This is a genomic window from Paenibacillus sp. FSL M7-0656 (assembly GCF_038003225.1).
GTDB classification, from domain to species: Bacteria; Bacillota; Bacilli; order Paenibacillales; family Paenibacillaceae; genus Paenibacillus; species Paenibacillus amylolyticus.
Window position 1 is genome coordinate 1333776 of sequence record NZ_JBBOOT010000001.1, and the last position, 14207, is coordinate 1347982.

13 protein-coding genes are annotated in these 14207 nt (G+C 44.4%); 3 read left to right on the forward strand and 10 right to left on the reverse strand.

Annotated features, from left to right (window positions below; genetic code table 11):
• Positions 1 to 108: 108 nt before the first annotated feature.
• The 5 genes from MHI01_RS05570 to MHI01_RS05590 all read right to left on the reverse strand — a co-directional run bounded on the left by MHI01_RS05570 (position 109) and on the right by MHI01_RS05590 (position 7453).
• Positions 109 to 2352: a helix-turn-helix domain-containing protein gene (locus MHI01_RS05570; RefSeq protein ID WP_340982728.1), complete on the reverse strand. Its 2244-nt coding sequence runs from the start codon at positions 2350 to 2352 to the stop codon at positions 109 to 111.
• Positions 2353 to 2373: 21 nt separating this feature from the next.
• Positions 2374 to 3597: an MFS transporter gene (locus MHI01_RS05575; RefSeq protein WP_243391424.1), complete on the reverse strand. Its 1224-nt coding sequence runs from the start codon at positions 3595 to 3597 to the stop codon at positions 2374 to 2376.
• A gap of 49 nt (positions 3598 to 3646) precedes the next feature.
• A complete protein-coding gene (locus tag MHI01_RS05580) occupies positions 3647 to 4699 on the reverse strand; it encodes an ROK family protein (protein WP_282321666.1) in 1053 nt (350 codons plus the stop codon).
• Between the two features lie 36 nt (positions 4700 to 4735).
• Entirely contained in the window at positions 4736 to 5941 is a 1206-nt protein-coding gene (locus MHI01_RS05585) for an ROK family transcriptional regulator (protein ID WP_253507901.1), read from the reverse strand.
• Between the two features lie 672 nt (positions 5942 to 6613).
• Complete coding sequence (locus MHI01_RS05590) at positions 6614 to 7453, reverse strand: YitT family protein (RefSeq protein ID WP_017688839.1); 840 nt, start codon at positions 7451 to 7453, stop codon at positions 6614 to 6616.
• Positions 7454 to 7827: 374 nt separating this feature from the next.
• On the opposite strand from MHI01_RS05590, the gene MHI01_RS05595 reads away from it, so the two are divergent.
• The 3 genes from MHI01_RS05595 to MHI01_RS05605 all read left to right on the forward strand — a co-directional run bounded on the left by MHI01_RS05595 (position 7828) and on the right by MHI01_RS05605 (position 10718).
• The gene (locus MHI01_RS05595; RefSeq protein WP_036608678.1) at positions 7828 to 8886 is read left to right on the forward strand and encodes a fatty acid desaturase; all 1059 of its coding nucleotides are present in this window, start codon (positions 7828 to 7830) and stop codon (positions 8884 to 8886) included.
• An 87-nt stretch (positions 8887 to 8973) separates the two neighbouring features.
• A complete protein-coding gene (locus MHI01_RS05600; RefSeq protein ID WP_036608689.1) occupies positions 8974 to 10122 on the forward strand; it encodes a sensor histidine kinase in 1149 nt (382 codons plus the stop codon).
• Positions 10119 to 10718 (forward strand): response regulator transcription factor, encoded by a 600-nt coding sequence (locus MHI01_RS05605; RefSeq protein ID WP_036608692.1) that lies wholly within the window; start codon positions 10119 to 10121, stop codon positions 10716 to 10718. Before MHI01_RS05600 ends, MHI01_RS05605 begins: the two co-directional genes overlap by 4 nt.
• Positions 10719 to 10899: 181 nt before the next feature.
• On the opposite strand, the gene MHI01_RS05610 is transcribed toward MHI01_RS05605, so the two are convergent.
• The 5 genes from MHI01_RS05610 to MHI01_RS05630 all read right to left on the reverse strand — a co-directional run bounded on the left by MHI01_RS05610 (position 10900) and on the right by MHI01_RS05630 (position 14204).
• Positions 10900 to 11811 carry a hypothetical protein gene (locus MHI01_RS05610; RefSeq protein ID WP_340982729.1) on the reverse strand — a complete coding sequence of 304 codons (912 nt, stop codon included), beginning with the start codon at positions 11809 to 11811 and terminating at the stop codon, positions 10900 to 10902.
• 44 nt (positions 11812 to 11855) lie between these two features.
• Positions 11856 to 12596 (reverse strand): polysaccharide deacetylase family protein, encoded by a 741-nt coding sequence (locus tag MHI01_RS05615; RefSeq protein ID WP_074094795.1) that lies wholly within the window; start codon positions 12594 to 12596, stop codon positions 11856 to 11858.
• A 470-nt stretch (positions 12597 to 13066) separates the two neighbouring features.
• Positions 13067 to 13570: a ferritin gene (locus MHI01_RS05620; protein ID WP_047842684.1), complete on the reverse strand. Its 504-nt coding sequence runs from the start codon at positions 13568 to 13570 to the stop codon at positions 13067 to 13069.
• Positions 13571 to 13726: 156 nt separating this feature from the next.
• Positions 13727 to 13846, reverse strand: coding sequence for a hypothetical protein (locus MHI01_RS05625; protein WP_017688846.1), 120 nt, complete (start codon positions 13844 to 13846; stop codon positions 13727 to 13729).
• 100 nt (positions 13847 to 13946) lie between these two features.
• Complete coding sequence (locus MHI01_RS05630; protein WP_036608707.1) at positions 13947 to 14204, reverse strand: YolD-like family protein; 258 nt, start codon at positions 14202 to 14204, stop codon at positions 13947 to 13949.
• Positions 14205 to 14207 lie beyond the last annotated feature (3 nt).

Here is a 14207-nt window from a genome sequence, read left to right on the forward strand (position 1 = left end):
GGACGATAAGGGACAAAACCTTATTGCCTCATACAGGAGATTTCATAGATATCTCTAGGATTATTGGATTTCACCCGATACTCGGATGTTCTAACACGTGCAATTCCGTTATTGATCCCCTTGTTTTCCACTCTGCTTGCGGTAGTCTCCTGGTGTCACGCCCATAATCCGTTTAAATACTCTGCCGAAAGAGATGGCATTGGCATAACCCACTTGCAGAGCAATATCCTGAACAGCCATATCGGATGCAGACAACAGACGACAGGCCTTTTCGACCCTCAGTTTCACCAGAAAATCAACAAACTTCATCTCAAACTCTTCCTTGAACAGATAACTCGCATATTTGCCCGAGATCTGGAACCGATCACTCAAATGTTTCAGCGACAGATCCGGATCATCAAAATGCTCTTCAATATATATCCGCAGCTCGTTGATCATCGCTCGATGACTTTTCGTTTCATTCACAGATACATAATTGCGATAAACCTCTTTAAGCCACTCCTGCAAAATCTCTTGAATCCCCTCGAGTGTCTCCACCTGCTGGATATCACTGCGAAGACGAGTCAGGATTTCCTCGGAAAATTGGCTTTGCAACCGCTCAGACAGCTCCCCGAATTCACGGGACAACATCTGGATTAACGCCTGCAGCAACATGCGAATATCGTTATCTGTAATCTGATCTTCGTTAAACGCAACAAACATCTGGTCCAGCTGCGTTCGCCAACCATCACCGGTTAGTCTGAATTCACGGACAAAGTCTGCGAGCATCTGCAAATACTTGTACGATTGCAGCTCAATACGATCCGGCAGTTGCTCACTGAGAACGATCGCATCTTTACCAAGGGTAAGTCTATGCTGCAAACCCGCATCTGCACTCGCATAGGAACGAGTAATCTCCTCCCAGCCCGGTACGGTTCGTCCAATCCCGAACGTAAACCGTAGGCGGAAGTTTTCCGCAATCCACATATGCATCTGCTTAGCCAGATCCATAAGTAATTCACGGTCCAGTCCTTCCTGCTCATCCGATGCAATCATCACAATAAGCCTGCGGTTCCCAAACCATTCAGCCCAACCGCCGAACTGGGTCTCATTCTGCACAAGTTCTTCCACTACATTCATGAGCGCAATCTTAAGAATATTCTGATTGGTCGAGAGATCGTCACCATTCATCTCCGCAATGAGGACAGCAACACTCTTCGGTTCCATGAATCGTTCCTCTAGCGGTTGCAGATGGCGAAGTCGCTGACGGAACGAATCCATCCGCTCTCCTTCCATCAGATCAACAAGCAACTGTCTGCGATGAATCAACAGGTTTTCATGATGTTGTTTCTCATAGTCAACCGTTTGAGCAATCAGATGTTCCAGCGCACGGTCGATGAGTGCCAGTTCATCTTTGACGGATGGAGTTGCTTCATTCTCCTCGGCACGTGGCTGTAACGCCTGAATTCGATTCATGATCAGCTGGATGGGGCGTGTATTTCTGCGAGTAATGTAGATTAGTCCCGCCACCGCACCAACAATCGTTAATAAACCAATACCGATCCACACATAAGAAACAAGGGATACCCATGAATACAGCTGTCCGGATTGAATACCACTCTCGAAGACCAGACCAAGCTTGTCCGCAGTCACATGATTAAGGATTTCACCTGCTGAAGGGTCCATTTGATGCGCGGTATAGATCAGATTGTCGCTTTTATCCCGAACATGAAGAACAGATAACTTTTCATTGGTCATGTTATCAATCTGCCGTTCCACTGCATACATGCGGATGGTAATGACGAGCAGTCCTTCCCCGCCCCACGGTAACGGAAGCCACTTATTCATGCTAATCACCTGTGAAGGTACGTCGAAGGAACGTTCCTTATAATCACGTGGCAGATTCCAACCGAGGTTATCCCGATCTTTCAAGGCTTGCTCAATATAGGCACGATCTTCGAAATCTTCCAAACGCATCATGCCTCTGGGCGTAAGAATCTGGGAATCGGACATGCGATAGAGATAAATGGATTGAATCATATCCTGCTGATCCAGCATACTTCCCAGCCCGCTTGCCGCATCATAGATGAACTGACTCGATAATTGTCCCTGACCAGCTTCCAGAAAGCGACTATATGTTTTGTTTGCACCAATGTCTTCAAGCAACCGAAGTTCAATGTCGCTTAGTGAGCGCTCCAGTGTATCCACGATATAGCGGGTGGAGATCATGTCAGCTTTTTGTGTTTCGTTACGTGAGAGTTCGTTGACAATCAGGAAGGAGAGAAAGATCAGAATGGAAATCGTAAGCAGAAAAATAGGAAAATAGGAATACATCAACTTGGTGTGCCAATTCCGCTTCAGATTTACTTTCATAGGCTCCAACTCCTTCCATCTCTATTCTAATGAGTATGCTCTTCTCTGTTCTTTGGCCTGCCTGCTGACGATATACAGAATCACTGATCCTAGTGCCGCACTGATCGTGCAAGCCAGATACATCAGTGATGGACCGCCGGAATCGAGTAAATATCCGTTAAGCATATTACCAACAATTCCGCCCAGGCCAGCAAACACCATGTTAAATAAACTTTGTCCTGTGGCCTGCATTTCCCGTCCCGTAACCGAAGCCACATATTCCACTGCTGCGATATAAAAGAATCCGAAGGATAACCCATGTAGCACCTGAACGCCAATCATGACCTCAGGTGTCGGCCATAGCCATTGTATCCCCCAACGTAACATATACGCCCCCGCTGCAAGCAGCATCGTGCGTTCATGCCCCCATTTTCGGAGTATGAATGCCGCTGCCAACATGGATGGAACATTGGTAATCGACGCAAGCAACAACGCCGTACCTGTCATGGTCACAGAACCGCCAGCCATCTGAAATGAAATAACAAAAAAGGAGTTAAACGCAGTGAGCGTTTGGTTAACCAGGAAACAACCTGTTAGAAATAGAAGGAATGTCCGGTTTCGGAGCAATCTTGCCAAACCTACGGAGAAGGTTACCGAGGACGAGGATATACTCGTCTGCCGGGGGAGTGTACTTGCCAGTATAGCGCTCAGAATGTTAAACAGGAGAAATGGTAGCCATAACATGTGAATGGAAAACTGGGAGAGATACATCCCTGCGGCAAATCCCCCAACTCCCGTTCCTATGCTGCCGAAGAGTCGGATCATGCCATATGAGGTGTTCGCGGCTCTCGCAGCTGTAACCGCATAGGAGTCAGCAACGGGTATTTGAGTCACTTGGAATATAGTGCATAAAGTATAAATCAATATTAATATAAAGTACACTTGAATATTGTAGAAATACGCTAACGATGCAGGAACAAGCAGGCTTATCACCAGTACGAACCGTGTCTTTTTAAACTTATCTACCAGAATTCCCCATATAGGTTGAAGAATAATGGATACAAGTGTGCCAAACGCCATAATAAATCCGGTTTCTTTACTGGAAAACCCTTGTGCTACCAATATGGGATTAATGTACGGGTTAAACATCCCACCAGCTAGCCCCATAAACAGATATAGGCCCTGTAATTGGAGTAAAACACGTTTTGCATCATTGGAATCGGCTTTTATTTTCTCTGTGTAAGCCTTCATATGTCTACTTCTCATCCGGATCTCCATCCTTTATTTCTGTAGTTGCTTCGCCTATTCTCTATTTTTATGTGCGTGTCAGACTGGACTTGATTGCAGCCAATGCCCCGATTGCTCCTGCTTTGTTCCCCAGTTCAGCTACAGCTAGAAGTGTAGGCAGAACAGTGTAACGTTGGAGGCGTGTGCGCACTTCATTTAGATAATAGGATGGGTTGGATGCAGCCACGCCACCACCGATCACTATAATGGAAGGATTGAGTAAAGCCGTAATATTCGCCAGACCTCTCGCCATATAACGCATGGGTAGTTCCAGAATCTCCAGGGCAGCAAGATCACCCGACTCCGCTGCTTTGAATACATGCCTGGCTTCAATCTGTTCCGCTTCCCCTCCTGCCAGACTCATGATCAGGGATAAGGAACTCCCCTTTCCAGCAGCAAAATAACGCCTCGCCTGTTCGGTAATTCCCGTACCTGAGGTCACTTGCTCAAATACGCCAAAGGAATCCGCATCCGCAACGTAACCGGTATAAAGCCCTTCGTCTCCTGCAATGAAATGCCCAATCTCACCTGCTGCTCCATTCTGGCCGCTATAGAGCTGTCCATTCAGGATAAGAGCAGATCCAATGCCTGTTCCAACCGTGACCATTACACAGTGTTGATGTCCCTGTGCTGCCCCTTGATCATATTCTCCCATTGCCGCCATATTCACATCATTATCCAACATGATATTCCCGCTGTAGTACTTCGCAATAACAGGGCGAATATCTAGCTCAGGCCACTGAAAAGCGGGAGCATTTCGCAGTATCCCCTCCTCTTGCAGAATCACACCAGGGAATCCCAAGCCTGCACCTTTAAGTTGATCCAGACTGCATCCAACTTCGCGGCAGAATGTTTCTAATTCAGCGAATAACCATCGGAAGAACTCATCCGGCTGATCACTGGCAAGCGTAGGCAAGATACGTTCATGAACTTCATTTCCAGCCTGTTGTGATGACAAGAGCATTAATGTTTTGGTGCCTCCAATGTCAATACCTGCAATCCAGCCGGATAGATCACCTCCAACCGTACCATTCTGATTGGTCTGATCATTATTACTTACGTTTTTCACGGATTCTGTCATGCCTTTTCCCTCCTCACATGTTGTATATCCAATCTATTATTCCATGGCTTCCTGCTGAAGGTTCAGCATCGTTTGTTGTATGGCCACCTGTACCGCGCCAGTGACAACAGCCTGCTCACCAAGCTTGGAACAGATTAACTGTGGTTGCACAGGGAATTGCTCAGAGATGATCTGCCTCAGTAAAGGCAATAACACATCACCGTTCCCTCCTACACCTCCGCCAAGCACAATGAGATCTGGAGCAAGCACAACGCTAATCTGACGCAGAGCGGAAGCAATCTTCTGGCTGTATTGTTGTAGAATGTCTAACGCCTCTACTTCTCCACTGCGCGCAGCTTCAAATAACTTCTCGGGAGTCAGGTGTCTGTGAAGATCATCTGCACCCGAATCAGCAGCCTCCAATAATAGTTCATCATGCTGATCTAGATAATCTTTCGCCAGTTGCATCAGACCATCAGCGGACAGCACTTCCTCCAGACGTCGGCCATCGTCCACCAGCATCTCCGCGATCTCTCCAGTTAAGCCACCTAAACCTCGAAGCAGTTGGCCATGTACCATGATGCCAGCGCCCGTCCCTGTACCGATGGAGAAAAAAACAAACAAGGGATATCCTGCTGCTACACCACTCCGATACTCCCCAAGCGCTGCAAGATTCACATCATTTTCTAGAATTACTTCACAGGGAAAAGCTCCTGACAACGACTCTAAAGAGAAAGCTTCTTCCAGACCCGCTAAAGGGTCCACAATACGATTGATACGCCCTGATTCAGGTAGCACTACGCCTGGTATACCGAACCCGATGCACTGAATCTGATCCCAGTTCAGATGATTCTCATCAAGCAGTTCGTTCATATGGCTTCGAAGAAGCTCGAGCATCGTCGCTTCTGCTCGCTCATAAGCTTCTTGAACAACCATGGGATATGTTCGATAGGCAATGATCTCTCCATTCAGATCGGATAATGCAATCCGAATACGAGTTGCGCCGATATCTATACCACAGACATAATAAGCCGTTTCGTTGAAACGAATGAGGGTTGCTTTTCGACCCTGAGCGTTGTCAGCTGGCCCCATTTCCCTCACCAGATTACGGTCAATCAGATGTTCGACTGCCAAAGATACTGTTGGTTTACTAAGTCCGGTCTGACGGCTGATATCCGCTCTCGACATGGTTCCCTGAATTATGAGGGCATCCATAATGAGATTTTCATTCAGATTGCGGATATACTGCGGTGTGCCAGCCATGTTATCGCCTCCTCTTATAGTTAGCATTTTTCATAATTCGATTAAAGTCGCTCTCGGGTACAAAATATAGACGAATAACACCGTTTCGATCTATATCTTGCTGATTGTAAAACGCTCCTGGAAATTATGCTAAATGCTTAGTTAGTTAGGTTTATTAACAAATTGATTAAATTCAATATATCATCGTGTTTGGTAGGTGTACAGCTTTTTGTCATTGCACTCTTTTAGTAGAAAGTTTTACTAGAAAGAACTAACCTTCACCTGTAACACAGAAGCCTAATAAAGGAATTATTATACAATAATAGACGTTTATACATTTCCGAAACAGTGACACGCTCATAGAATACCTTATCACGATCAGGGAGGTTTTAATATGTATAGAAAACATCATAAATGTCATCATCCAAGACCAAAGTGTTTTTACAAAAAAATTACGAAAACTTGTGTTACCAAAGTTAAATATGTCCCTACAAAGTGTAAAAAACACTGTCATGTCACTGTTGAATATTGTGGAGTCAAAAAAAGAAGACATTACTAATACTCTTTTGCCCTTCTCTTCGGAGAAGGGTTCTTTCTTATTGAACTAGATTAATACCGGATACCATTAACCTATCAAAAAAGTTGCGGTGATATTTCACCGCAACTCCTTTCTTCCTTATATACATATATTCATCAAGTTTTAGAGAGTTCAATAAATCCTTCACCGAAAACATCACGCACGTCATGAATGGTGATAAAAGCAATCTCATCTTCTGCTCGGACAATCTTCTTCAGCATAGAAACTTCCTGCTTGCTAATCACAATGTATAGAATTTCTTTCTTATTTTTTGTGTAATAGCCATGACCGGACAGGACGGTTACTCCGCGATCCATCTTCTCAATGACTTGCTTTGCGATTTCATCCTGTTTGGAAGAGATAATCATAACTGCTTTTTTCGGATTGAGCCCTTCAATAATGAACTCCATTGTTTTGGTTCCAACAAACAGCAAGACAATTGTACACATTAATCCTTGTGGTCCAATGATGAAGTATGAGGAGAAAGCCACAATCAGATCGAAGAACAGAAGTCCGTAACTGATATTCCAATCCAGATATTTGTTGGCAAGTCGGGCCAGGATCACTGTTCCCGCCGTTGTGCCTCCTACTCTAACAATCAAGCCAATACCAAGACCGGCAAATAATCCAGCAAAAATGGTATTGATCCAGAGTTCATCCGATGCAATCGTCCAACTCTCCGTCAGATGCAGGAACAACGAATTGAATACCACTGCAATAATCGTATATACCGTAGTCGTTTTATCAAGAAACCGATATCCCACAATTAACAAAATACCGTTCAGGATCAAGTTCATCAGTCCAGGGGACCATTCAAACAGGTAATACAAAATAATCGTGATACCCGTGACGCCGCCTTCAGCCAAATCGTTCGGGATGACAAACAGGTTCACCGCCAGTGCAAACAGAAATGCACCTGCCATAATAAATAGGATATCCGTAATTCGTTTCTTCATTATGCATTCCATCCAATCCATCAGAAATCAACCTAATCGACCCGTCTCATAAGTTGTCATAATCACTCAAGGATAGATTTTACCATGCTCACAACAAAATTTGTATACATAATACAAATTGTTGCGTAATTTGTGCAAAGGAATTAGTAAAACCTGCTCTTCTGTCTTCTGCAGAGCTATTGAGTATCATACACCCATGACAAATGTCATGGTCCATCATTGATATTCATCATTACAGAAGGCTGACGTTTATGACTTACTGTCATGTTCGGATTGTTTTACAATGATAAAAACGCTTCCTACAGGAAAGTCTAGCGGGAAACGCCAAGTTGTAGCTGATTACAGTTATAACGATTGAAGGAGGACACAATTTTATGAACAGATCAAAAGAAATGGCCTTAAAAAAAGAAGTTACCCCTTACGAAAAAAATGATCTCAGACTAAGTATCCGCCAGTTAATCAATACATTGCTCCCGCTCTTCTTGTTATGGGCTGCAGCTTACTTTAGCTTATCGGTTTCCTACTGGCTGACCTTCCCGATTGCCTTGGTGGCATCCGGATTTGTACTGCGGACCTTTATTATTTTCCATGACTGCTGCCATGGTTCATTCTTCAAGAGCAAACGCGCCAACGATATTCTCGGTACCATTACTGGTGTATTAACAGTGACACCCTATCAGCAGTGGAAAAACGAGCATTCTATCCATCACGCAACAAGCAGTAATCTTGACAAACGTGGTGTAGGTGATATCTGGGTTATGACAGTTGACGAATATAAAGAAGCTTCTCCTTGGGGTCGTCTCTTCTATCGGATTTATCGTAACCCGTTTGTATTGTTTTGTATCGGACCCATTTACGTGTTTCTGTTGGCTTACCGTTTTAACCGCAAAGGTGCTAGACGTAAAGAACGTATCAATACACACCTGACTACCGTATTAATCGTAGTGCTCTATGCATTCATGTCCTGGTTAGTCGGATGGCAGGCTTTTGTAATGGTGCAGGCACCTATCTTCTTCTTCTCCGGTTTCTTTGGTATCTGGTTGTTCTACGTCCAACATCAGTTCGAAGAGACGTATTTTGAACATGAAGATGAGTGGAGTTATGTAAAAGCAGCTGTTGAAGGCAGTTCTTATTACAAATTACCAAAATTATTGCAATGGATCAGTGGTAATATCGGGTTCCACCATGTGCATCACTTGAGCCCACGTGTACCTAACTATTTCTTGGAAGAAGCACATAACGCAACACCACCTTTGCAAAAAGCAACGACTATTACACTACGTTCCAGTCTGGTTGCCCTGCGCTTCCGTCTGTGGGATGAAGATTCTAAACAGTTTATTAGCTTCAGACAGCTCAAAAAGCTATCCCGCAAGCCGTATGTTCAACCGCCTATCCGAGTAACCAATCCAGCGGGTCTGACAGAGAAGCCTTAACTCTGTCGGATTCGTTTTCTTGTGTTCAAGCCATAGTCATGCTACAGTCATGCTACAGTTGAGTACAAGTTTGAGGAGGAGAATTCCATTCAAAAGTGGATGCAAAATTTTTATAAAAAAACAGGGTTGAACCTTTATGTATGGCTCGCCTTTTTCATCCTGCCATTCTATTTTATATCGCAATATTCTAAATTATGGACGATGGTAACCGGCATCATCATTATCCTCGTCTTCTTCGTCTGTTACCTGCTCGCCTTCATCACCAAGGGCTGGCAGGTGTACATGTGGATTGGAATGCTTATTGCCATATCCATTACGATGACGATCGCCTATGATTATGCCTACTTCTCATTGTTTCTTGCTTTCTTTATTGGGAATATTAAAAATAAAGCTGGTTTCTTCACCCTCTACTCGGTGAACCTGGGAGCCAGTTTCGTAACCATTAATTACGGTTTCATTAATCAGAGTTCTCTGTTGGTGAGCCAACTCCCGTTTGTATTCATCAGCTTAATGGCCTCCATCCTGCTCCCAATCAGTACGTATAACAAAAACAAAACTGAACATTTGGAAGGCCAATTGGAGAATGCGAACAAGCGACTTGATGATCTCGTAAAAATGGAAGAACGCCAGCGTATTGCTCGTGACCTGCACGATACACTTGGACAGAAGCTCTCTCTGATCGGTCTGAAAACCGATCTGGCGAGACGGCTGCTCCGCAATAATCCCGATCAGGCCGAGATTGAATTGAACGACCTCAGACAAACGGCAAGTACAGCTCTGAAGGAAGTCCGGGAAATGGTCACCACTATGCGTGGTACACAATTGGTTGATGAACTGTTCCGGGCGGAGCAGATTCTGAAGGCCGCTTCGATTGAATTTGTGCTGGAAGGTAATCCGAAGTTACAGGATACGTCACAATTGAATGAAAATGTGCTCGGTATGTGCTTGAAAGAAGCTGTCACGAATGTCGTCAAACACAGTCAGGCAACAACCTGTACTATCATCATTAAGGAAACACTAGCGGATAATGTAGTAACCGTTCAAGATAACGGTGTTGGAATAGAACGAACTCGCAAACAGGATCGGCGTGGAACAGGAATTTTGGGCATGAAGGAACGACTTGAATTTGTGAACGGATGTCTGGATATTCGCTCTGCGACAGACATCCCGGGTACAGCGATCATTATTCATGTTCCGAAACTCGTTCGCAAACCGATAAAGGAGGCAGAATCATGATTAGAATTGTAATCGCGGAAGATCAGCGCATGATGCTCGGCGCCTTGTCCTCCCTCCTCAATCTGGAGGAAGATATGGAAGTCGTCGGACGTGCCAGCAACGGCCAGGAAGCCCTTGCCCTTGTCCAAGAGCTTGCACCAGACATCTGTCTGATGGATATAGAAATGCCCGTGAAAAGCGGCCTTGAAGCTGCAGAAGAACTCAAAGGAATGAGCTGTAAGGTCATTATCCTGACCACTTTTGCCCGGACCGGATATTTCGAACGTGCCCTAAAGGGCGGTGTCCGTGGTTACTTGCTCAAAGATAGTCCAATTGAAGAACTGGCCGAATCGATCCGCCAAGTTATGAATGGCAGACGCATCTTCGCTCCCGACTTGGTAGATGAAGCTTATGTAGAAGAAAACCCCCTGACAGAACGGGAAAATGCCGTACTAGGCCTCATGGCAGATGGGAAAAACACCAAGGAAATCGCTGGGCATCTGTTCATCACAACGGGCACGGTGCGTAACTACATCTCCATTATTCTCAACAAGTTAAATGCCAGTAACCGCATTGAGGCCATCACTCGCTCCAAGGAAAAAGGGTGGTTCAAATGAAAGCACCGCTTTAACCTATTGAAACAAAAATAAGCATGTACCCCGGGCTACATAAGCTGCGATAACATGCTCAAAATAAAAAGCTTGGCCCAGCAATTTCTTCCTGGGCCAAGCTTTTTTTAGGTGTATCGTAACAATCCCACACTCATTTCTTCTACATTGCAGGATAACCGTAGAATACTTAAGATTTCACAGATACAACCATACCAAGAGCTTCTAATGGCACTTGATCGGTCTTAAGCTGATGAATTTGGTTACCGTCCTGCCATGAGATCGTTACATGAACAGACTGTCCACCACTTGGATATTCAACCTTGATATACCCTTTATCTTTGGGTACAGGCAACGTATGTGACTCCAGATACTCCACCATTTTCTTCGCTATGCCCGGATTATTCATTTCATCTTCGGATACCGAACGAATTTCCAGCGTCCATCTACCTTCTTGCCAAGTCAGATATTGACTGCCTGCGGCACCTTCACTCATGCCTTTGATACCATGTCCTAGATCCACAGCCATATCTGCTGGAATATCTTTCAGGTCCGTCTCAGGGAATATTTCTGGCTGATCCGGGTCCTTATAGGTCTTCACTTCATAGGAAGCCAGTACAGGTATCTTACTGTCGGATGCAGTTAAAGATTGATCATTAATGGCAACAGACTGAGTGGTAGCGTAGAAGTTTACCTTAAATGCATCAGCAGTATTGGACAGTATTGCCGCCCCCAAAGATGTACCCTTGTCCAATGAAAATGAAGTGGGTAACGCTGCATCCTTCATCTTCAACTGGTTGCGAACTTGTTTGATCACATCATTCACACCTGAATGACCAGTGGCAACTTGGTTGTCATTTGCCTTCGATCCTGATGTGTCTTCATTATCTGTTGTGCCCGTATTCTCTTTGGTTCCTGTTTCATTTTCATTAGAGAAATCAGCACCACCGCTGCCGGTCTCGGTCTGCTCCCCCACTGTTGTCGTTGGTGAAGAACTATTCTCTGATGATGCTGTATTTGAATCCGGTCCGCCACATCCTGCCAAAGCAAGCAAAACCGCTGTCGTTACTGGAATCGTGATCCATAATGGCTGTTTCTTCATGATGTGTACCTCCTTCGTTGTAGCCAATCTAAAAATTCAAAAGATTAACGCTTGTCGTTCCAGAAGTTAACCGGCTGTACTTTTTTGCTTAATACTTCAAAACGATACCCTTCTGCCTTCAATGTTTTCAATACTTGCGGTAATACTTTCAGCGTTGCTTCCTGGTCGTGCATAAGCACAACAGGTGTTGTTCCGCTCTTTTGCACATTGTGGATCTGCTTCATTACACTGTTATAGACTTTCTGGTGATCCTTCTTGTATTTCCAGTCTTCCGAGTCGACATTCCAATCCCATAGATGGAATCCACCCTGGCCCAGCAGTACATTACGGAATGCCGGTTTGAGATAAGGTTTACTACCATATGGCGTCCGAACGAGACTTGTTTTAACTCCGGCAACCTTGTTCAGACTTGCATTGGCCTGTTGCATCTCTTTCAATCCGCTATATGCAGATTTATAGAATTTGCCTGGAACGTGAGTCACACCATGCAGACCCAATCCATGTCCGTCAGCTACAATTCGTTTGGTAGCCTTCTGAAATTGCTCCATTTGAGGTCCCAGCATAAAAAACGTTGCCTTCGCATGATACTGATCCAGAATATCCAGTAACTGACCCGTATGAGCGGTTGGCCCATCATCAAACGTCAGGTATATGATTTTGGAATTTGCTTTGCTTGCACCATCCTTGGATGCAGCTGATTTGGCAGATACCGACTGCGGCAATAATAGTGGAATGATTAATAAAATAGCAAGTGTGACCATGATAGATTTACGAATATGTAGCATAATTAAAAGTCTCCCTTGTGTGTTATATTTCCCCGGGTGTCCATGTTTTTCTACCTTCATCCCTTGGCGATTTATCCTAATACTATCAAAGATAGTGGCTCCTGTTCTCGCTCCAAAGGCTACGGTAGAGTTACACTTTTGTCAGATAAACCTAAAATTTAATACGAATTTGATAGATTTGCGCAAAATAAGATCCCGGCAGGATAGATCAATTGTGACATATCCTCTATTACCCACATTCAGAATTTTGATAGACCTTTACTCCAATTCAAGCAAATCTATACAATCATTCAATCTGTGCATGCAAAAAAACCTGCACAAGTGCAGGCTTCTTTGTCTTCAATCAGCATATGGCATCAAACCATCACCCTTTGCAAGGAGATTGCCCCCATTGCTTTCAGGATCATTACCTCATGCTGTATGTAAATGGTGTTTTGACGCTGGAATCTTCTCGACTCCCTACGTGCAATTTATTCAGTTGGAGCAGTGAACGAACGTTTGCCAAACTCGGCATCCAGCATGTAGAAGGCATTGCTGTCTTTTTCAATGCGGCGCAGCTTCTGAATAATATTGTCAAACAAAGCTTCCTCTTCAACCTGCTCATCAATGAACCATTTCAGGAAATACATCGTTGCATGTTCACGTTCATTCAGAGCGATGTCAGCCAGATTGTAGAATTTTTTCGTGTTTTGCTGTTCATGAGCATAACCATGCTCAAATACATCCAACATCGAAGCATATTCATTCTTCGGTTCTGGCAAAGCCTCAAGTGTGGCACGTTGCCCACGATCATTCAGGAATTTGTATATTTTCATGCCATGGAATCGCTCTTCTTCCGCTTGCACGATGAAGAAGTTCGCAAATCCATCCAGACTTTTGCTGGAACAATAGGCTGCCATAGCCAGATATACATGAGCGGAATAAAACTCAAAGTTCATCTGTTCATTTAAAGATTCTGTTAACGTTTGGCTCATAATCAAAACACCTCTTTCTTTCTCTAGGGATGGTTATATTCTAACATAACGTAAGCAGGACTTACACCGATTTTCTACAAAATTCGCCAAAGACTGAACGAACAAAAAAGCTCTGCCGCGATGGCAGAGCTTCTTTCATTCTTTAGAGATATGCAATTATACCAAGAACGCTTTGGAGATGATAACCAACAGGATGAACAGAACCAGAATGGCACCTACAGAAGTGAAACCTCCGTATCCGTAGCCTCTTGTTTCTCCACCTAATACTTCGCTCATTGACCGTACCTCCTCTGCAACAGGTATGGGTTATCTTATGCAGGAAGAACGACTTTGACAGGGCGGATGCCCTAATTATTCAGATTGCTGTTTTTTTCGTTCAGTACCGGGGAGATTGCACACGCATGATATCCAGAAAAGGTACCTTCGCTGTGAACTCTTCTTCGGTATACTCTACATGCACGAGTCGTGTACGGGAGTCCATTTTGACGATGACTCCTTGCACCTGATCTTCTTTGCCCCATACCGTCAACAGTACTTCCGAACGTTCCCGAAAAGCTTCAACCAGCTGGTTTCCCAACTCTTCGAGTTCAAACTCATCCCGTGTAGGTCTTTTTGCTACTTTTGCTTTTGCCAATGT